This window comes from Methylocystis sp. NC52PC, from assembly GCF_055698645.1.
Genome location: NZ_CP170127.1, coordinates 3637573 through 3655884, shown reverse-complemented (window position 1 = coordinate 3655884; position 18312 = coordinate 3637573). Strand labels below are relative to the sequence as shown.

Sequence of the window (18312 nt, the reverse complement as noted above, 5' to 3'; positions counted from 1 at the left end):
TAATCAGAGAAACAATATTGAGGACGCCGCGGAAACCACCTCCCCCTCCCGGGACGTCCTAAGGCAGATTTTTTCAGAATCCGCCCAATTGCAAGCTTGGCAATAAGAAAAAATGGAGAGCAACCGCTGCAAAATCAGTCGGTTGACGTGAAATTCCGAGGCTAGAGCGACAAAATGCCCAAGCTCACCAACGGATTAGAGCCGAGCCCCAGGTAAAGCCGCCGCCCACGGCCTCGAGCATCACAAGGTCGCCTTTCTTGATGCGGCCGTCTGCGACCGCCACGGAGAGGGCGAGAGGAACGCTCGCCGCGGAAGTGTTGCCGTGGAGATGAACGGTGGCGACCACCTTCTCGGGGGCGATGCCCAGCTTTTGCGCCGACATGTCGATGATGCGGCGATTGGCCTGATGCGGCACGAACCAGTTGAGCTGCTCGGGCGTGATCCCGGTCGCCGCGAAGGCGTCGGCGACGACGTCCGTCACCTTGCCGACGGCGAATTTGAAAACCTCTTTGCCCTCCATGCGGAGATGCCCGACGGTCTGGGTCGCCGACGGGCCGCCGTCGACATGAAGCTTGGCCCGATGACGCCCGTCCGAGCGCAGATGCGTGGTGAGGACGCCCCGCTCGTCCATGGCGCCCATGGAGGGACGCGCCTCCAGCACCATGGCCCCGGCGCCGTCGCCGAACAACACGCAGGTCGTGCGGTCCTCCCAGTCGATGATGCGCGAGAAGGTCTCCGCGCCGATGACCAGCGCCCGCTTATGCGACCCCGAGCGCAGGAACTTATCGGCCGTCGCCACGGCGAACACGAAGCCGGAGCAGACCGCCTGAAGATCGAAAGCGACGCCATGGGTCACGCCGAGAGCGGCCTGTATCTGCGTCGCGGTCGAGGGGAAGGTCCAGTCGGGCGTCGAGGTGCCGACGATAATGAGATCGATGTCTTCCGGCGCGAGGCCGGCGTTCTCGAGCGCGGCGCGCGCGGCCTTCTCGCCGAGCATGGACGTCGTCTCGCCGGGCGCGGCGATGTGGCGTTCCCTGATTCCCGTGCGCTGAAAGATCCATTCGTCGCTGGTGTCGACCATCCTGGCGAGGTCGTCATTGGTCAACGTCTTGGCAGGGAGATAGGAGCCCACGCCGCGAACGACGGAGCGCAAAAGGGATTGTTCCGTCGTCACTGGGCGGCTTCCTGCGGGGGAGTGTCTGTGGGCGCCGAACCGCTCTCGAAGCGATGGGCGAGGGCGACTGTGTCGCGAATGCGGTTCATGAGATCGCTCTTGGCCATGTCGTGGCCGATCTCCACGGCGCGGGCGAAGCCGACGTGGTCGGTCCCGCCGTGGCTCTTGATCACGAGGCCTTCGAGGCCGAGGAACACCCCGCCATTGATCGAGCGCGTGTCCATCTTGCCCTTGAGTTCGGCGAAGGCGCCTCTGGCGAGGAGGTAGCCGAGCTTCGCGAGCAGCGAGCCGCCCATGACCTCGCGCAGATAAGCGGCGATCTGTTTGGCGGTGCCTTCGGCGGTCTTCAGCGTGATGTTGCCGGTGAAGCCTTCCGTCACGACGACGTCCACGGCGCCCATGCCGATCCCGTCGCCCTCGACGAAGCCCGCATAGTCGAGGCCGGGAAGATTCGACTCGCGCAGCGTGGCGGCGGCGCCCTTCACCTCCTCGACGCCCTTGATTTCCTCGGTGCCGACGTTGAGCAGGCCGACCGTGGGGCGCTCCAGCCCGAGAACGACGCGGGCCATGGCCGATCCCATGATGGCGAGATCGACCAGATGGCTGGCGTTGGCGCCGATCGAGGCGCCGACGTCGAGGACGATGGAATAACCCCGCAGCGTCGGCCAGAGACAGGCGAGCGCCGGCCGGTCGACGCCCAGCATGGTGCGAAGGCAGATTTTCGACATCGCCATCAGCGCGCCGGTATTGCCGGCGGAGACGGCGACGTCGGCCTCGCCCTTTTTCACCGCCTCGATCGCCATCCACATGGACGAGACCCGCCGCCCATAGCGAAGGGCCTGGCTCGGCTTGTCGTCCATGCGGATCGAGACGTCCGAATGGCGGACCTCGGAGGCCGCCGCGAGACGGGGATGGCGCGCAAGTTCGGCGCGAATCGTCTTCTCCTCGCCAACGAGAACAAAGCGCGCGCCCGGTTTGCGCTCGAGGGCGAGGGCGCAGCCGGGGATCGTTACCGACGGGCCATAATCACCGCCCATCGCGTCGACCGCGATCCGAACATTCTCCGCCATTTCCGAGCCGTCTCCCCAACGCCGCCGCTTTTTCCCCACGGCCGTCGAGGCGGGGGCGGGCCTGTCATTTTTAAAGAGATGCGCGCGTCGGCCGGTTGCGCTGGCCGGGCGCTGCGCCAAGGCGCCTGTTCCGCGGGCGTGATTGCCATTTGCGGCGCTTGGGCGCAAGTGCCAAGCCGATTCGAGGAGGATCAACCGCCGGCCGGCGGCTCTTCCCGCCTGCGCCGCAACTGGGCGAAAGGCGACACGACAGGCGAGGCGTCCTCCGGGGCGGGCTCCGCGAACGCCGCTCCCGGCTTGTGCGGGTAGGGGTCGAGCGCCAGGGTCAGGAATTCCGAGACGACGCCGCCGAGATCCACCACGCCGCCAATGAGCGTATCCGGCGGATCCTCGCCAAGGGCGTCATGGTCGAGCGACTCCGGCTCCGCCTCGTGGCGTCGCGAGCGGGGACGCGGGGCCTCGCGCGGCGGGGCGAAACGAAGCTCGATCGGTTCGACAATGTCGGCGTCGAATTCCTCGAGGGTCAGGACGCAGGTCTGGCGCACCCGCGCGCGCAATTCGCCCAGGACTTCGAGACCGTCGCCGCGCCAGCGCCGCACGCGCAGCGTAGCCGAGAGACCGAGGACAGCGGCGAGGGCGTTGAGCCTTGCGAGCGCGTCGCGTTCTTCTCCGGAAGCGACAATGTCGACGTCGAGCCCCTCCGGCGGGACCTCCGCCGCCGCGAGTGGACGAGAGAGCGGCGATGCGTCGGAGACCACTCTGTCGCCGCCGTGCCTGTTGTCTGTCATTTTTCTCCTCCCCCGGCGTTCAAACGATTTAGATACGTGCAACGCCGCCCGCGCGCCAGACTTCGCGCCCGACTTGCGGCCGCCGGCGACGAGCGGCTTGCTTTCGCGCGGATCGGAGGCTAGGCAGACCCCATCGCTTCAGACGGACGCGCGAGCCCTCGGGCGTTGCGCGATAGAGCTTGGAGAACACTATGGCGAGGCAGGCCTTGGGCATTCTTTCCGTAAGCGCTTCGAGCGCGGCGGTTGTAAGGGCCGCAGCGGCTTTCGCCCTCGCGGGGTCGCTTGCGGGCTGCATCGGCTATGACGGCGTCGTCAATCGTGGCGCGGTGATCGACACGCGCAGAGCCGAGCAGGTGAAGCCCGGCATGACGGCGCCGCAGGTCATGCAGGCGCTCGGCACGCCCTCGACGACCTCCACCATCGGCGGCGACGCCTGGTATTACGTGAGCCAGCGCGTCGAACGCTCTCTCGCCTTCATGCCGCAGAAGATCACCGACCAGCGCGTCATGGCGGTCTATTTCGACAAGTCGCGCAAGGTGACGCGCATCGCCGACTATGGGCTGGAGGACGGCAAGCCGGTCGACTTCCTGTCACGCACGACGCCGGTCGCGGGGCCAGATTATCACCTGATTCAAAGCCTTCTCTCGAAAATCTCGTTGTGACGCGGGGACGCGCTCGCGTCGTGGCGTAATTGTGGCCGAGGCGAAACCGCCTCGGCTGTTAATTTAAAATTTACCATATTTTCAATTACTTATCATCAGCTTGGCTGTTAGCCAATGTGGCGCGGGCGTGGCCATCAGCGTCGCGCTTTCGCCGTTACTCACACGTAAGCTCTTGATTGAGCCGCAGTTCGCGGAGCCAGGGAGCTTATGTGGGGTATGACGGATCTGACGCATCCCGCCAATGAGTCCGCGCGTCGAATGAGTTTGGGCGACCGTTGGGCGCTGATGCGCGCCAGCCGTTCGTTCTATCTTCTTCTCCGGACCATTTGCGTTGGCGCCGTTCTGTCGACGCTCGCGGCCCTGAGCCTCACCATCCAGCGCAGCGACGCGCCCTATTACGAGAAGCTCAGCCGGGTTCCGAAACAACGGCCGATCGGAAGTCCCCTCGTGGATGTCGCGCGCGACGACGAGTCGGCGCTCGACAGCGATTTCTCGCTCGAGCAGGCGGCGTTGACCTGGGCGCACCGACTGTTCGGCAAGGACGACGGGAGCGCCGACGCGGCCGGCGTCATGCGCTTCGGTCCGGTCAAAGTGCATCAGACGATCGTCGAGCGCGTTGTAGAGGCCGCGAACCGGACGGAAATGGACCCGGCGCTGCTGATGGCCATCGCCGACAAGGAATCGAATTTCCACACCACGGCCAAGGCGCGGACCTCTTCCGCCAGCGGCCTGTTCCAGTTCGTCGAGAAAACCTGGATGAAGGCGCTGCGGGACTTCGGCCATCGCTATGGCCGCGCCGAAGAAGCCAAGGCGATCGCAGAGGAAGCGGCCCCCCGACAGCAGCGCGCAAAAATCCTCAACCTGCGCAACGATCCCTATCTCTCGGCCGCGCTCGCCGCCGAAATGCTGAAAAAAGACAGCGCCAAGATCGCCGAGAAAATCGGCCGTCCGCTGACAGCTGGCGAGACCTATCTCATTCACTTCCTCGGGCCGGAGGACACCGAGCGCTTCATGAAGGCGATGGTCGAGTCGCCGGCAATGTCCGCGGCCGCGCTTTTGCCGAAGCCCGCCCGCGCCAACAAGCCGATTTTCTACGAGCAGCAGGGTCGGCGGCTGAAGGACCGCACCGTCAGCGAGGTCCACGAGGCCTTCGAGGCGATGATGGATCAGCGCACAAGCCGGTACGGCGACGTCGCCGCCAAATTGCCGGCGGGGGTGACGGCCTATACGGATTAGGTCCCCGCAAGGCCCTTCTCCCGCAAGGGGAGAAGGGAAGTCCGCGCCGGATGAGGGGGCTCAAGCCCCGATCATCAAATCCAAATTTTGAACCGCGGCGCCCGACGCGCCCTTGCCGAGATTGTCGAGCCGAGCCACCAGCACGGTGTGGCGGCGCGCCTCATTGGCGACGACGAACAGCTCCATGTCGTCCGAGCCATTCAGCGCAAGGGCGTCAATGCGGCCGCCCGAGGGCGGCTCCATGACGCGCACATGCGGCGCGCCGGCGTAATGGCGGCGATAGGCGGCGTCCAGATCGGCGGCCCTGGGCTTGCCGGGCAGAGCGTCGAGGTGGAGCGGGATCGAGACCAGCATGCCTTGCCGGAAATTGCCGACCGAGGGCACGAACAGCGGCCGCGTGGCGAGCCTGGCATAGGCCGTGATTTCCGGCAGATGCTTGTGGTCGAGCCCCAAAGCGTAAAGCTCGAAGGCAGGGGCCGCGCCTTTCTCATAGGCCTCGATCATCTGCCGGCCGCCGCCCGAATAGCCGGAGACGGCGTTGATGGCGAGGGCTTGGTCGGGGGCGATCAGCCCGACGTCGACGAGCGGGCGCAGCAGGGCGATCGCGCCTGTGGCGTAGCAGCCGACATTGGCGACGCGGGGGGCTTTGGCAATCGCCTCCGCCTGGCCGGCGCAGAGCTCCGGAAAGCCGTAGACCCAGCCGGGCGCGACGCGATGCGCAGTCGAAGCGTCGAGGATGCGTGGGGCTTTAGGCCCGAGGGCGTCGCACAGCGCGACCGTCTCTTTTGCGGCGTCGTCCGGCAGGCAGAGGATGGCGACGTCCACGGTCGCCAGCAGCGCGCGCTTGGCCTCGACATCCTTGCGCTTTTCCGCAGGGATAGCGACGATCTCGATGTCAGCGCGGCTGGCGAGGCGCTCGCGAATTTCGAGGCCCGTCGTGCCCGCGTCGCCGTCGATGAAGATCCTGCTCGCCATGGAACTGTCCTGAATGGAAGGGGTTGCGCGCGGCTTGGATGATGGCTGCGTCGGCCCTTGTCAATAAAAAGCGCGCTGCCGAGCCTGGCCGGGGCTGGCGCCTTTCCCGGCGCGCGGTAGCTCTTCTTGAAGAAAGCGCAGTTGCGCGCCATTGCAAAAAGCCGAGGCCTCGCCATGATCGAACAGCCTGTCAGGGACACGTTCAAAATCTATGGAACTCTGCTTGCCGACTCCGTCTGGAAAGCGTCGGTCTATTCCGCTCTGGCTTTCAGCCTGTTGCTGCTTTTGCTTCTTGTCGTCAGCGCGGCGGTCTGGGCCGGCGCCGTCAGCGTGCCGGAGTTTCATCCCCGGTAGGATACGCATTCGGTGAGCCGCAAGCGTCTTCTCATCATTGCGCATGCGCCCTCGCCAAATACGTCAGCGATGCGCGACGCGCTGCTCGACGGCGCGCGCTCGCCCGAGATCGAGGGGGTCGACGCGCGCGCGCTGAGCCCCTTCGCGACCGCGCCGGAGGACGTCGTCGCGGCCGACGGCGTCCTTCTGCTGACGCCGGAAAATCTCGGTTACATGAGCGGCGCGCTGAAAGACTTCTTCGACCGTTGCTACTATCCTTGCTTCGAGCGCACGCAGGGTCTGCCCTATGCGCTCTGCATTCGCGCCGGAAGCGACGGAACCGGCACGCGGCGCGGCGTCGAGACGATCGCGACCGGTCTTAGCTGGCGCGCCGTACAGGAGCCCCTGATCTGCCGCGGGGCGTGGCGGGCGGAATTTCTCGACCAATGCCGGGCGCTTGGGACGCTGATGGCGGCCGGGCTGGAGGCAGGGGTGTTCTAGCTATCTCAAACTTGACAGTGAAGTGCGGGCGGCCGCATTCCTCAAAATTCTCGTTTCGAGGAAACCTCGTGAGCAACGCCCGAGCGGCTGGCTGGTAGATCGGCTCAGCAATGCGGTCATGCGACGCCGCCTCTGGCGCGTTCCTCTCTTGAAGGTCGTCAATCCAGCTCGAACGCGTTCTTGTAATCGAGCGCCAGCGACGGGTCCTGATCGGCTTTGCGCAGGACGCAATTGCCGACGGTAAGGAACTCGATGTCCGAACCCATGAAACAGCGGAAGGCGTCTTCGGGCGTCGACACGATCGGCTCGCCGCGCACGTTGAAGCTCGTATTGATCAGCACCGGGCAACCGGTCAGCTGTTCGAAACGCGTCAGCAATTGGTGATAGCGCGGGTTCGTGTCGGCGTGGACCGTCTGGATGCGCGCCGAATAATCGACATGCGTCACCGCCGGAATGTCGGAGCGCGGCACGTTGAGCTTGTCGATGCCAAAGAGCGACTGCTCCTCGGCCGACATGGCGCGGCAGTGGTCGGCCTTAACATTGGCGACGAGCAGCATATAAGGCGAGTCGCAGTCGATCTCGAACCAGTCCGAGACGCGTTCGCGCAGCACGGAGGGCGCGAAGGGACGGAAGCTCTCGCGGAATTTGACCTTGAGATTGAGCGCTTTCTGCATGGTCGGCGAGCGCGGGTCGCCCAAGATCGAGCGGCCTCCGAGCGCGCGCGGACCAAATTCCATGCGGCCCTGATGCCAGCCCACGGCCTGTCCGGCGATGAGCGCCTGCGCGGTCTCTTCAATCACGCCGGCGTCGTCGACGACGGTGAAGCGGGCGCCAACCGAGCGCAGGCGATTCTCAATGTCTGATTGTGCGTATGACGGACCGAGATAGGAGCCCTTCATCGCGTCCTTGCCGGGCGTGACGCGGCGCGGCTGCTCCTTCTGGTGATAATGGGCCGCGAGCGCGGCGCCGAGCGCGCCGCCGGCGTCGCCAGCGGCGGGCTGAATGAAAATATCGTCGAAGGCGTTGTCGCGCAGCACTTTGCCATTAGCCACGCAATTGAGCGCGACGCCGCCGGCGAGGCAGAGGTTCTTCTCGCCCGTTTCCTCGGCAAGCGCGCGCGTCAGGCGCAGCACGACGTCTTCCGTCACCGCCTGCACGGAGGCCGCGAGATCCATGTGGCGCTGCTCGAGCCGCTCGTCGGGCTTGCGCGCCGGCGCGCCGAAGAGCTGGTCGAACTTGTCGTTCGTCATCTTCAACGCGGTGCAGTAGTCGAAATAATCGAGGTTGAGGCGGAACGAGCCGTCCGCCTTCACGTCGATCAATTCGTCGAGCATCAATTTGGCGTATTTCGGCTCGCCATAGGGCGCGAGGCCCATCACTTTATATTCGCCGGAGTTGACCTTGAACCCCGTGTAATAGGTCAGCGCCGAATAAAGCAGCCCGAGCGAATGCGGGAAGTGGATTTCCTTGACGATTTCGAGATTTGCGCCATTGCCGAGCGCGACCGAGGTCGTTGTCCATTCGCCGACGCCGTCCATGGTGAGAACAAGGGCGCGGTCGAAGGGCGAAGGATAAAAAGCGGACGCCGCATGCGAGAAGTGATGCTCCGAAAAGAGCAGCTTGTCGGCCTGCGCGAGCGCGGGATCCACGCGGCCGAACGCTTCGAGCAGAATATCCTTTTGAAAGATTTTTTCGCCGATCCACAGCGGCATCGCCTTGCGAAAAGACTCGAAGCCTTTTGGCGCAAAGGCGAGATAGGTTTCCAGAAGCCGTTCGAATTTCACGAAGGGCTTCTCGTAGAAGACGACGTGATCGACGTCGGCGCCGCTCGCGCCCGCCGCCTCGAGGCAGTAGCGAACGGCGTTCTCCGGAAAGGCGGAGTCGTGTTTGACGCGCGTAAAGCGCTCCTCCTGCGCCGCAGCGACGACCTCGCCGTCGCGCAAAAGCGCGGCGGCGCTATCATGATAGAAGGCCGAGACGCCGAGGATGAGCATGATGCGCCCTTAGAACAGCGTGTAGATGAAGGGCGCGACGACGGAGCCCTGTCCAAGGAAGAACAGCGCGCCAAACAGCAGGAACAGCACGAACAGCGGCACCAGCCAGAACTTCTTGCGCGTGCGCAGATAGGCCAGGAATTCCTTCAAGAACGACGACATGTCTGCCTCCAGGGAGAATTTAGAATTGCTGGCCCATCGAATTTTTCGCCGGGCCCGGCGGGGTGCGCTCGAGCCAGTAGCTTTTCTCGTCGCTGCGGGAGAGCCGCAGAATGTCCTTGCCCAAAAGGCGCAGCACGAAAGCGACCGGCGTGACGGCGCCGTAGAACAAGAGCCCCATGACCAGCGGCGCGACGACCGAATGGAGCAGGAGCCCAAAACGGAACCAGAGCTTGTTGACCGGCGTCAGCAGATGGTCGGCAAAGAGCGCCAAGCCCAGAAAGACGGCCGAGAGGCCCAACGCCCAAAGCCGGATGCTTTCGCCATGGCGAATCAGCGGCCAAAACGCCAGAAAGGCAAAAACGCCGGAGAAGACGAGGCCGAAATTCCTGTTCGACCCCAATTCGACTTTGCGGTTGGATTTGAGAGTCTCGTGACCGGCCATTGCTTTTGTCTCTGCGACAAGGGATCAACCCTATTATCGACGTCGCCCGGCGAGCGCAACCACGCCGCGGAGGGAATGTCCCCCCGCGCCGAAGAGCGATTCATAAGAGTATGAAAATACAGGTTTTTTCAGGCCAGGCGCCGGGGCTCGCCACCCTCTTCGGGTCGGAGATGTGGGAGCGATTCTCCTATTATGGGATGCGGGCGCTTCTTGTCCTTTATATGGTCGACCACCTGCTGGAGCCCGCGCGGATGGAGCGCGCCCTTGGGCTCGCCGCGCTGAAAAACGCGCTCGAATCTGTTTCCGGTCCGCTTGGCCCTCAGCCTTTCGCCTCGCAGATCTACGGTCTCTACACCGGGCTCGTTTATTTGACCCCGATTCTCGGCGGGTTCGTCGCGGATCGCTGGCTCGGGCGCACGCGGACGATTGCGCTCGGCGCGGGGTTGATGGTCGCCGGCCATTTCATGATGGCCTATGAGCCCTTCTTCCTCATCGCCCTGTCGCTGATCGCCTTTGGCTGCGGCGCGTTCAAACCCAATATTTCGACGCAGGTCGGCGAACTCTACGCCCGCGACGACCCCCGACGCGACCGCGCCTATTCGATCTTCTATGTCGGCATCAACATCGGCGCTTTCTTAGCGCCGCTCGTCTGCGGCACGCTGGGCGAAACCGTCGGCTGGCATTACGGCTTTGCGAGCGCCGGGGTCGGCATGGCGATCGGCCTCGCGACCTATCTCTCCGGCCTCTCCAGGCTGCCGCCGGCGCCGCCGCCCCTCAAAGTGCGGCCGACGCCGACGGAGCGACGCCAGTTCCGTCGCGCCTTTCTGGGCATTCTCGTGCTTTTTCTGCCGTCCGCATTGTTCTGGGCGGCCTTCGAACAGCAAGGCAACACCATTGCGCTGTGGGCCGCGCAGCACACCGATCGCGGCGTCGGACTCTTTGGCTGGCGCGCGGAGATCCCGGTCACCTGGTTTCAGGCGTTCAATCCGCTGATGATCTTTCTATTTACGCCGCCGCTCGTCGCCTTCTGGGGGAAGCTCGCCCGCAAGGGGCGCGAGCCCTCGACGATGCGCAAGCTTTCGGTCGGCTGCCTCGGCGTTTCTCTCAGCTATGTGGTCATGGCCGTAGCGGCGTGGATGAGCGACGGCGGCAAGGCGAGCTCGCTATGGCTTCTGGCCTATTTCATCGTGTTGACGCTCTCCGAACTGCATTTCTCGCCGATCACCCTCTCGCTCGTTTCGCATCTGGCGCCGGCGGGGTCGCGCTCGGCGCTGATGGGCGCCTGGTTCACGTCCATGTTCCTCGGCAATCTTCTCGCAGGCTGGATTGGGAGCTTCTGGACGAGCCTGTCCGGCGCGTCGTTCTTTCTGCTTGTTTCGAGTCTTGGCGTCGGCGCTGCGATCATCGTCGAAGTTGCGCGCTTTCCCCTGCGAGGGGTTTTGCGCTGATGCGTTGGGGCGCGCCACGCCGCTTGAACGTCGCTCGGCGCGCAAGCCATGTTGCACTGCGGAAGGTCCTGGAAGACGTCTTCAGCAGGGATCAGCGCGAGCCTGACTAATTCTTCCAATTTGACGCGGTGTTAATTGTATAAGTTAGAAACTGTTAATAATTATAGAGAACAGTCTCAGATAAGCAAAAGCGCACCAATAAGACGAAGGACTGTCTGTCAATTCCGCTGCTTCATCGGAAAGTCCCGCGTCGACAAACGCCCACTGCAGTAATGAGCCTATGGAGTTTGCGAATATGGCGTCCGCGTCGTGTGTTCAAACAGTTGCGCGTAGCCATACGTCGGGGAGAGATCAAACGCCTATGAAAGACGTCTTGCAGGAGACGATTTTTTCATGGGGTTGGCAGGATCGCATTCAGCACGACCCTCAAAGCGGATCGGACTTTGTCACCACTATTTATATAAGACACGGCGAGCCTTTCGTTTACACGCTGACTGTGAACGAAGGTCGCCGCAAGCTGGGCATTCACATCAACTCACCTATTCAAATTCCGCTCGCCCGAAAAGTCGAAGCGATAGCGATCGCAAATTATTTCAACGTGCGAAGCACGACCGGCGCCTATTACATCACCGAGACCGGCGATCTTTGCTATCAATGGATGCTGCTGGCCGTTGGCGCCGAGCCGACGATCGGCGTTTTCAAGGCGCTGCGCGACGACGCCAATAAGGCGTTCGACCAGACGTATACGCCCTTTCTGACCGCGGCCTTCACCGACAATCCGGCGTCGCAGATCATCGAAAAGCTGGAGTTCTTCTGGTCGAAAAGATAGATCCCGCGTCGGCGCGGCGGGCAACAAAAAAGCCAGGCGGAGACGCCTGGCTTTGTTGTGAGAGAAAGAGGCGCTGAGGCCAGCGCCTTCCCGTCCTTAGCGCTTCGAGAACTGGAACGACCGGCGGGCTTTCCGCTTGCCGTATTTTTTGCGCTCGACCACGCGCGAGTCGCGGGTGAGGAAGCCTTCCTTCTTGAGCGGGGAGCGCAGCTCCGGCTCGTAATTGGTCAGCGCCTTGGCGAGGCCGTGGCGAACGGCGCCCGCCTGGCCCGAGAGACCGCCGCCCGCAACCGAGACGACGAGGTCATACTGGCCGGCGCGCTTGGCGACGGCGAGCGGCTGCTGCAGGATCATGCGCAGAACGGGGCGCGCGAAATAGACTTCGATGTCGCGGCCGTTGACGGTGATCTTGCCCGAGCCGGGCTTGATCCAGACGCGGGCGACGGCGTTCTTGCGCTTGCCGGTGGCGTAGGCGCGGCCATATTTGTCGAGCTTCTGCTCGTATTTCGGCGCTTCGACCGCGGCGGCGACGGCCGCCTGGTTGAGGTCAGAGAGCGAGGAGAGGGTGGTCTCGGCCATGATCAGGCGCTCCGGCTATTCTTGGCGTTCAGGGCGGCGACGTCGAGCGTCTGCGGGTTTTGCGCCGCATGGGGATGCTCGGCGCCCTTGTAGACGCGCAAATTGCCGAGCTGCTGGCGGCCGAGCGGACCGCGCGGCAGCATGCGCTGCACGGCCTTCTCCAGAACGCGCTCGGGAAAGCGGCCCTCGAGGAGGAACTTGGCCGAGCGCTCCTTGATGCCGCCCGGGAAGCCGGTGTGATGGTGATAGACCTTCTGGTCGCGCTTGCGGCCGGTCAGGACCACCTTGTCGGCGTTGACGACGATGATGTTGTCGCCATCGTCCATATGGGGCGTAAAGGTCGCCTTGTGCTTGCCGCGCAGACGCAGCGCGATCAGCGAGGCGAGGCGGCCGACGACGAGCCCGGAGGCGTCGATCAGCACCCATTTCTTTTCGATGTCGGCGGGCTTCGCCGAATAGGTCTTGCCGTACATGGGATGTCGAATTCCGTCTGAACGAAATGTTCGGATGCGGGTGGATAGGGGATGCGGGGAGGCCGGTCAAGCGATTTTTTGACGCCGAGACCCGTGGAAAGGCCTTGAAAACCGCGGAGCGGACGAATGTGGTGCTATTTTACCTTACACTCGGAGCTCTGTTTACAGGGACGTTCGGCGACCCTATCTTACCTTGTCTTACAAGGAGCCTTCGATGGCCGTGGAAAAGCAAAGGGTCAGGCTGTCGACAAAGGGTCAGATCGTGCTCCCGAAGTCGATCCGGCAACGAAAGAACTGGGAGGCCGGCGCATCCCTGACCATAGAGGAAACCCCTGAAGGGGTTTTGCTGAAGGATGCGCCGTTGTTCGAGCGCACCCGTGTCGAAGACGTCTTCGGCATGCTCAATTGTTCTGGACGTCGGCTGTCGATCGAGGAGATGGACGCGAGCGTTCTCGCCGAAGCCAGGCGCCGCCATGCTCGCGATTGATACGAATGTGGTCGTCCGGTTCCTCGCCAACGACGATCCCGAACAGTCGCCGAAAGCGCGGTCTTTGATCGCGCGAGAACACGTTTTTGTCGCGCTGACCGTGTTGCTGGAAGCCGAATGGGTGCTGCGCAGCGGCTATGGACTCCCAGCCGGACAGATCTTGGCCGCCTTCCGGGCGTTAGCGGGTCTCCCACAAGTGGTTGTCCAGGAACCGACGGCGCTTGCCGTCGCACTGTCCTGGGCGGAGGAGGGGATGGATTTTGCCGACGCGTTGCATCTCGCCCAGTCGGGGCAAAGCGAGGCTTTTGTAAGCTTTGACGAGAAGTTGGCGAAGGCTTCGAGTCGCATCGGGGCGCCCGAGGTCAGGCGCCCCTGAAATGAAGGTGGCGGCGCCGACCTCCCGCCGGCCCTGGAGGGAGGGCTCGCCGAGCGGCCCCCTTACTGGTGCAGCGCTTCTCCATGCAGCGCGATGTCGAGGCCCTCGCGTTCGTCGTCGCTGGTGACGCGCAGCTTGGTGAAGAAGGACACGACCTTCAACGTGATCAGCGTGCCGATGACGCACCAGACGATGGTCACGCCGACGCCGATCGCCTGCACCACGAATTGATGCGGATCGCCCTCGAGCAGGCCGGCGACGCCGGGGCTGTCGGCCGACGCCGTGACGGCGCGCGTCGCGAAGACGCCGGCGAGCAGCGTGCCCATCATGCCGCCGACGCCATGGACTCCGAAGACGTCGAGCGTGTCGTCATAGTGAAACTTGTGCTTGGCCACGGTGCAGAACCAGTAGCAGACGCCGCCGGCGATGAGCCCGATGACGACGCCGTGCCACGGCAGCACATAGCCCGAGGCCGGGGTGATGGTGCCGAGCCCCGCGACCGCGCCGGAGACGACGCCGAGCACGGAGGGCTTGCCGCGCTCGACCCATTCGAGCCCGCTCCACACCAGCGCGCCCGAGCAGGCCGCGAGATGGGTGGCGACGATGGCGAAGACCGCGCGCGAATTGGCGCCCAGCGCCGAGCCGCCATTGAAGCCGAACCAGCCGACCCACAGCAGGCCGGTGCCGACGACGGCGAGCGACAAGTCGAAGGGCGAGAGGTTTTCGCGTCCGAAGCCGACGCGATTGCCCATCGCCAGCGCACAGACGAGGCCGGCGACGCCGGCGTTGATATGCACGACCGTGCCGCCCGCGAAATCGAGAAGACCCATCTTCTGCAGGAAGCCGCCGCCCCACACCCAATGCGCCGACGGCACATAGACGATGAAGAGCCAGACAATGCAGAAGAGGATGAAGGCCGAAAATCGCATGCGCTCGGCGACCGAACCGCCGACCAGCGCGCAAGTGATGACCGCGAAGGTCATCTGATAGGCCATGAACAGGATTTCCGGAATCGTGCCGGCGAGCGGGCTGACCGTGTCCATGCCGACGTTGCGCAGCAGAATGCGCGCCGTGTCGCCAAGATAGGCGCCGTCGCCGGAGAAGGCGAGGCTATAGGCGACGGCGATCCACAGCAGCGAGACGATCGCCGTGGCGATGAGGCTCTGCGCCATGGTGGCGAGCACATTCTTCTTGCGGACCATGCCGCTGTAGAAGAGCGCGAGGCCGGGCAGGGTCATCATGAGCACGAGCGCCGTCGCGACGATCATGAAGGCGGTGTCGGCGCCGTCGATCTTCGGGGCGTCCTGCGCGAGGGCGGGGGTGGCGACGATGGCGGCCAGGGCCGCAAATAACGTTCGCATGTAGGTGGACATCCAGATTTGCGGGTGGGGTGGCGGTCTTGCCGGTCGTTCGGGAAGGGCGAGGCGGGGTCGACAAACGAGGTCGTGAACCTGCGTCCTCGCCCTCGGCCTGTGGGCAAGGGGAGGGAAAACAGCCGCGCCTTTACAGCGCGTCGTTGTCGGCTTCGCCCGTGCGGATGCGGAGGGCGTGGTCGAGCGGCGTGACGAAAATCTTTCCGTCGCCGATCTTGCCGGTATAGGCCGCCTTGCGGACGGCCTCGACCGCGCCGTCGACGAGGTCGTCCGGGAGCGCGATCTCGACCTTGATCTTCGGAAGAAAGGCGATGATGTATTCCGTGCCGCGGTAGATCTCGGCGTGGCCTTTCTGGCGGCCGTAGCCTCGGACCTCCGTCGCCGTCATCCCATAGACGCCCAGCGCCATCAGCGCGTCGCGCACATCGTCGAGCTTGAAGGGTTTGATGATGGCGGTGATGGTTTTCATTCGGGCAGTCTGCCGTTGACAAATGCAGGATGGCCGTTTTGACAGCAATCGTCGTGCCAGACTGCGCAAGCATTGAACGAAACGGCGATTGAGCGGGCGCCAGCTGCAAGTCTGAGCGCCTTGCGGGCGCCGATAGCCTAAAAAATCCACAAAACGTCCAAATTAATGGCGGGTTATCTCCGTCTTGCGGCCTTCGACCGCGGCGCATGGTTCAGCGTCTGTTCATCCGCGGATCTGCTGGATAATCCGCATGTTGCGGAGTGGGGGCCGCGTGGAGATCACTCGATGCAGTTAATCCGGAGTCTGGCGGTTGCGGCGCTCGCCCTTCTTGTGCTGATCGCGGGGCAGGGCGCGGGCGCTTTCGCGGCCGAGCGACGCCTTGCCCTCGTCATTGGCGAAGCGGCCTATCCCGTAAAGCCCATCGCCACCGCCGCGAATGACGCCGGGCTCGTCGCGCAGACTCTCCAGGCGGCCGGTTTCGACGTCACCGGCGCGCGCGATCTCGAAGAGGCGGCGCTGAAACAGGCGTTCCGCGACTTTCTCGACAAGGCCGCGCAGGCGGGGCCGGACGCCGTCGTCTTCATTTATGTCTCGGGCTACGGCCTCCAGCTCGAAGGCGAAAACTACATTCTGCCGGTCGATGCGACGATTGCCCGCGACACCGATATTCCGCTGCGGGCGCTGCGCGTCTCGGATTACCTCAAACCGCTCGCGGGCTCGGGGGCGAAGCTCGTCGTCGCCGCGCTCGACGTGGCGCGCGCCAATCCGTTCAAACTGACCGGCCAGCCGCTCGCCGGCGGCCTTGCGCTCTACGAGCCCGGCGGTCGCGCGCTGCTCGCGTTCAACGCCGCGCCGGGCACGATCGCGCCGGAGTCCAAAGGCGATTACGGCCCCTACGCCCATGCGCTCTCGGAGATGATGCGCGACGGCGGCCGCCCGCTGACGGAGGTCTTCGAGAATACGCGGCTGCGCGTTTCGGAGATGACGAAAGGCGCGCAAATCCCGTGGAACTCGCAGCGCGTGGAGACCGATTTCCTTTTCTTCGAGCGCGAGGCCAACGCGCCGCTGCGCAAGGAGGATGTCGCGCGTCTCGGCCAGCCGATCAGCGCGCTAGGCGCCGACGACGGTTTTTCCGCCGCCGTCCGCCGCGACACCATGCAGGGCTACCAGGATTACGTCGCGACCTATCCGGCGTCGCCCTATGCGAAGCGGGCGCGGGCGATGCTCGCGGCGCGGCGCGAGGCCATGACCTGGCGGCGCTCGCGCATCATCGACACGCCCGACGCCTATTGGTCCTATCTGCGGCGCTATCCCAGGGGGCCGCACGCCTGGGACGCGCGCCGGCGCCTTGCGGAGCTGCGCTACGAATTCGAGCCGCCGCCGGACTTCGCCATGATCGACTACGGCTATCCGCCGCCGCCGCCGGACGAGCTCATTTTCATCGATCAGCCCGTCATTTTCTTCGACGATCCGCTCTGGGCGTTTCCGCCGCCCCCGCCGCCGCCGTTCTATTTCCTGCCGCCGCCGCCGCCGGATTTCATCATCCTGCCGCCGCCCATCGTCGTCGTCGCGCCCTATGCGCTGCCGGCGCCGCCCTATGTGCCGATCCCGGTCTGGCAGCGGCCGCCGGCCTATATCGCGCCGCCGCCGCCGAACGTCATTTACGCCAACATGCACAACGCCGTGGCGCTGAACCCCGCAGAGAACCAGCTCGTCATTCGCAATCCCGCCGGCGCCGTGATCTCGACCGAGGCCCTCACCGCCGTCGGCGCGGGCGCCGCCGCGGTCGGCATAGGCGCGGCGCTGCCCAATTTTATCGCCAAGCGAAACGCGGTCCCGCCCGGGGGCGTCGCGCCGGCGCCGATCGCCGGCACGCCTTTTGGCCCGACCCCGGCTATCGCTCCCGCGCCGGCAGCCGTTCCGGCGGGCTTGCCCGGCGCGCGGCCGCTCACCGAGGGAGCGACGCCGCCCGGCGCGGCCCCCCTGACGAACGGCGCCCAACAGCTTCCTGGGGGTGGTCCCGCCGGCCAGCGGCTGCATCCGGGCGGCGTTGCGCCTCCCAACGCCGCGCCGGCCGCCGCGCTTCCCGCCGGCCTGCCAGTGAAGGACCACGCTCTGCCGCAGCCGCCCGCTGGCGCGGCCGCGCCGCTCGCTGGTCCGGGCCGCCGCTCGCGCGACGTCGTCGCGCCCACGGCGCCGTCGGGCGCGGCGAAAGAGCAAGGGCTCTCGTCGCCCGCCGGCGCCGGACCTGCGCCGGCTCAGACCGGCAGGCGGATCGCGCCGCAGATTGATCGGCTGGGGTCGCCAGCCGGCGACGGGGCGTCGCCCCTGCGCGGCCGCCAGCTCGGTCGCACGCCTCCAGTGAATCCCGGCGGGGGCGCGAGTCGCCTCCAGGGCGAGGGGCCCGACGCGCTCCGCTCGTTTCGTCGCAGGATGGCCCCCGATTTTGGCGGCCCCGCTGGGCCGGCCCCCGGCGCCATGCAGGGCGCGCGGCTTCCCAGGCAGATGCGGGAGGCGCCGCCGGGCATGGATATGCCGGGGATGCGCGGCATGCCCGATTCTGCGCCCCGCCGCGCCTATCCCCGGCCGGATATGCCGGCAGGGATGGGGGCGCCGATGCGCGGCCCGCCCCGGGACGCCATGCCGCAGCCGGACGCCATGCCGGCCGCCCGCTATCGCAGCGGCCCGTCCGGAGGCCTGCCGCCGCCGATGCGCGACATGCAGCCGAGGATGCCGGATGCCCCGCCCATGCGGGCGATGACGCCGCCGCAGATGCATGCGCCGGCGATGGATCGCCCGCCGCCGGGCATGACGCCTGGCTTTCGGGCGCCGCCGTCGCCCCAGCAGGCGGCGCCGGCGCCGCGGCTGGACCAATGGTCGAAGCCGCGCCGGGGCGACGGGGATTCTGGTTTCCACGGCTTTCGCTGACGCCACGTCCGTC

20 protein-coding genes are annotated in these 18312 nt (G+C 65.2%); 9 read left to right on the top strand and 11 right to left on the bottom strand.

From position 1 onward, the window contains the following. Positions 1-184: 184 nt before the first annotated feature. From ACETII_RS20000 to ACETII_RS19990, 3 genes are all read right to left on the bottom strand, one after another. Entirely contained in the window at positions 185-1174 is a 990-nt protein-coding gene (locus tag ACETII_RS20000) for a beta-ketoacyl-ACP synthase III (protein ID WP_363349037.1), read from the bottom strand. Next, positions 1171-2244: a phosphate acyltransferase PlsX gene (plsX, locus tag ACETII_RS19995; RefSeq protein WP_363349035.1), complete on the bottom strand. Its 1074-nt coding sequence runs from the start codon at positions 2242-2244 to the stop codon at positions 1171-1173. The genes ACETII_RS20000 and plsX overlap by 4 nt, the downstream gene beginning before the upstream one ends. A gap of 191 nt (positions 2245-2435) precedes the next feature. Beyond that, positions 2436-3032, bottom strand: a complete 597-nt coding sequence (locus ACETII_RS19990; protein ID WP_472786706.1) for a YceD family protein — start codon at positions 3030-3032, stop codon at positions 2436-2438. Positions 3033-3223: 191 nt separating this feature from the next. Here ACETII_RS19990 and ACETII_RS19985 point away from each other — a divergent pair, with 191 nt between their 5' ends. Further along, complete coding sequence (locus tag ACETII_RS19985) at positions 3224-3694, top strand: outer membrane protein assembly factor BamE (RefSeq protein ID WP_472786705.1); 471 nt, start codon at positions 3224-3226, stop codon at positions 3692-3694. A gap of 216 nt (positions 3695-3910) precedes the next feature. Next, a complete protein-coding gene (locus tag ACETII_RS19980) occupies positions 3911-4930 on the top strand; it encodes a transglycosylase SLT domain-containing protein (protein WP_363349029.1) in 1020 nt (339 codons plus the stop codon). A 60-nt stretch (positions 4931-4990) separates the two neighbouring features. Here the strand turns inward: ACETII_RS19980 and argC are convergent, their stop codons facing one another. Beyond that, the gene (gene argC / locus ACETII_RS19975; RefSeq protein ID WP_472786704.1) at positions 4991-5905 is read right to left on the bottom strand and encodes an N-acetyl-gamma-glutamyl-phosphate reductase; all 915 of its coding nucleotides are present in this window, start codon (positions 5903-5905) and stop codon (positions 4991-4993) included. A gap of 174 nt (positions 5906-6079) precedes the next feature. Between argC and ACETII_RS19970 the strand changes: the two genes are divergently transcribed. Both ACETII_RS19970 and ACETII_RS19965 read left to right on the top strand, forming a co-directional pair. Then, complete coding sequence (locus ACETII_RS19970; protein WP_472786703.1) at positions 6080-6259, top strand: hypothetical protein; 180 nt, start codon at positions 6080-6082, stop codon at positions 6257-6259. 12 nt (positions 6260-6271) lie between these two features. Next, positions 6272-6739, top strand: a complete 468-nt coding sequence (locus ACETII_RS19965; RefSeq protein WP_472786702.1) for a flavodoxin family protein — start codon at positions 6272-6274, stop codon at positions 6737-6739. A 158-nt stretch (positions 6740-6897) separates the two neighbouring features. Here ACETII_RS19965 and ACETII_RS19960 read toward each other — a convergent pair whose 3' ends face one another. From ACETII_RS19960 to ACETII_RS19950, 3 genes are read right to left on the bottom strand one after another with little or no spacing between them, the layout of a single operon-like run. Further along, entirely contained in the window at positions 6898-8733 is a 1836-nt protein-coding gene (locus tag ACETII_RS19960; protein WP_472786701.1) for a carbamoyltransferase family protein, read from the bottom strand. A 9-nt stretch (positions 8734-8742) separates the two neighbouring features. Beyond that, the gene (locus ACETII_RS19955; protein ID WP_341107192.1) at positions 8743-8895 is read right to left on the bottom strand and encodes a DUF5989 family protein; all 153 of its coding nucleotides are present in this window, start codon (positions 8893-8895) and stop codon (positions 8743-8745) included. A 19-nt stretch (positions 8896-8914) separates the two neighbouring features. Continuing rightward, positions 8915-9337, bottom strand: a complete 423-nt coding sequence (locus ACETII_RS19950) for an SxtJ family membrane protein (RefSeq protein WP_472786700.1) — start codon at positions 9335-9337, stop codon at positions 8915-8917. 110 nt (positions 9338-9447) lie between these two features. On the opposite strand from ACETII_RS19950, the gene ACETII_RS19945 reads away from it, so the two are divergent. After that, positions 9448-10785 carry a peptide MFS transporter gene (locus ACETII_RS19945; protein ID WP_472786699.1) on the top strand — a complete coding sequence of 446 codons (1338 nt, stop codon included), beginning with the start codon at positions 9448-9450 and terminating at the stop codon, positions 10783-10785. A 361-nt stretch (positions 10786-11146) separates the two neighbouring features. Then, positions 11147-11614 (top strand): type III secretion system chaperone family protein, encoded by a 468-nt coding sequence (locus ACETII_RS19940; protein ID WP_363349014.1) that lies wholly within the window; start codon positions 11147-11149, stop codon positions 11612-11614. 96 nt (positions 11615-11710) lie between these two features. Here ACETII_RS19940 and rpsI read toward each other — a convergent pair whose 3' ends face one another. Both rpsI and rplM read right to left on the bottom strand, forming a co-directional pair. Beyond that, positions 11711-12193, bottom strand: coding sequence for a 30S ribosomal protein S9 (rpsI, locus tag ACETII_RS19935; protein ID WP_363349012.1), 483 nt, complete (start codon positions 12191-12193; stop codon positions 11711-11713). 2 nt (positions 12194-12195) lie between these two features. Continuing rightward, on the bottom strand, positions 12196-12666 hold the full coding sequence (gene rplM, locus ACETII_RS19930) for a 50S ribosomal protein L13 (protein WP_363349010.1): 471 nt from the start codon (positions 12664-12666) through the stop codon (positions 12196-12198). Positions 12667-12880: 214 nt separating this feature from the next. On the opposite strand from rplM, the gene ACETII_RS19925 reads away from it, so the two are divergent. Both ACETII_RS19925 and ACETII_RS19920 read left to right on the top strand, forming a co-directional pair. Continuing rightward, the gene (locus ACETII_RS19925; protein ID WP_472786698.1) at positions 12881-13153 is read left to right on the top strand and encodes an AbrB/MazE/SpoVT family DNA-binding domain-containing protein; all 273 of its coding nucleotides are present in this window, start codon (positions 12881-12883) and stop codon (positions 13151-13153) included. After that, positions 13140-13529 (top strand): type II toxin-antitoxin system VapC family toxin, encoded by a 390-nt coding sequence (locus ACETII_RS19920; RefSeq protein WP_472786697.1) that lies wholly within the window; start codon positions 13140-13142, stop codon positions 13527-13529. The genes ACETII_RS19925 and ACETII_RS19920 overlap by 14 nt, the downstream gene beginning before the upstream one ends. A 62-nt stretch (positions 13530-13591) precedes the next feature. On the opposite strand, the gene ACETII_RS19915 is transcribed toward ACETII_RS19920, so the two are convergent. Both ACETII_RS19915 and ACETII_RS19910 read right to left on the bottom strand, forming a co-directional pair. Beyond that, positions 13592-14890, bottom strand: coding sequence for an ammonium transporter (locus ACETII_RS19915; protein ID WP_472786696.1), 1299 nt, complete (start codon positions 14888-14890; stop codon positions 13592-13594). Positions 14891-15032: 142 nt separating this feature from the next. Then, positions 15033-15371: a P-II family nitrogen regulator gene (locus ACETII_RS19910; RefSeq protein WP_363349002.1), complete on the bottom strand. Its 339-nt coding sequence runs from the start codon at positions 15369-15371 to the stop codon at positions 15033-15035. Positions 15372-15536: 165 nt separating this feature from the next. Here ACETII_RS19910 and ACETII_RS19905 point away from each other — a divergent pair, with 165 nt between their 5' ends. Beyond that, complete coding sequence (locus ACETII_RS19905) at positions 15537-18299, top strand: caspase family protein (protein WP_472786695.1); 2763 nt, start codon at positions 15537-15539, stop codon at positions 18297-18299. Positions 18300-18312 lie beyond the last annotated feature (13 nt).

Bases quoted from the DNA above. Each gene is read 5' to 3' on its own strand.
- plsX (WP_363349035.1), bottom strand. From the start codon at position 2,244: ATGGCGGAGAATGTTCGGATCGCGGTCGACGCGATGGGCGGTGATTAT.
- ACETII_RS19990 (WP_472786706.1), bottom strand. From the start codon at position 3,032: ATGACAGACAACAGGCACGGCGGCGACAGAGTGGTCTCCGACGCATCG.
- ACETII_RS19985 (WP_472786705.1), top strand. From the start codon at position 3,224: ATGGCGAGGCAGGCCTTGGGCATTCTTTCCGTAAGCGCTTCGAGCGCG.
- ACETII_RS19980 (WP_363349029.1), top strand. From the start codon at position 3,911: ATGACGGATCTGACGCATCCCGCCAATGAGTCCGCGCGTCGAATGAGT.
- argC (WP_472786704.1), bottom strand. From the start codon at position 5,905: ATGGCGAGCAGGATCTTCATCGACGGCGACGCGGGCACGACGGGCCTC.
- ACETII_RS19970 (WP_472786703.1), top strand. From the start codon at position 6,080: ATGATCGAACAGCCTGTCAGGGACACGTTCAAAATCTATGGAACTCTG.
- ACETII_RS19960 (WP_472786701.1), bottom strand. From the start codon at position 8,733: ATGCTCATCCTCGGCGTCTCGGCCTTCTATCATGATAGCGCCGCCGCG.
- ACETII_RS19955 (WP_341107192.1), bottom strand. From the start codon at position 8,895: ATGTCGTCGTTCTTGAAGGAATTCCTGGCCTATCTGCGCACGCGCAAG.
- ACETII_RS19950 (WP_472786700.1), bottom strand. From the start codon at position 9,337: ATGGCCGGTCACGAGACTCTCAAATCCAACCGCAAAGTCGAATTGGGG.
- ACETII_RS19945 (WP_472786699.1), top strand. From the start codon at position 9,448: ATGAAAATACAGGTTTTTTCAGGCCAGGCGCCGGGGCTCGCCACCCTC.
- ACETII_RS19940 (WP_363349014.1), top strand. From the start codon at position 11,147: ATGAAAGACGTCTTGCAGGAGACGATTTTTTCATGGGGTTGGCAGGAT.
- rpsI (WP_363349012.1), bottom strand. From the start codon at position 12,193: ATGGCCGAGACCACCCTCTCCTCGCTCTCTGACCTCAACCAGGCGGCC.
- rplM (WP_363349010.1), bottom strand. From the start codon at position 12,666: ATGTACGGCAAGACCTATTCGGCGAAGCCCGCCGACATCGAAAAGAAA.
- ACETII_RS19925 (WP_472786698.1), top strand. From the start codon at position 12,881: ATGGCCGTGGAAAAGCAAAGGGTCAGGCTGTCGACAAAGGGTCAGATC.
- ACETII_RS19920 (WP_472786697.1), top strand. From the start codon at position 13,140: ATGCTCGCGATTGATACGAATGTGGTCGTCCGGTTCCTCGCCAACGAC.
- ACETII_RS19915 (WP_472786696.1), bottom strand. From the start codon at position 14,890: ATGCGAACGTTATTTGCGGCCCTGGCCGCCATCGTCGCCACCCCCGCC.
- ACETII_RS19910 (WP_363349002.1), bottom strand. From the start codon at position 15,371: ATGAAAACCATCACCGCCATCATCAAACCCTTCAAGCTCGACGATGTG.
- ACETII_RS19905 (WP_472786695.1), top strand. From the start codon at position 15,537: ATGGCGGGTTATCTCCGTCTTGCGGCCTTCGACCGCGGCGCATGGTTC.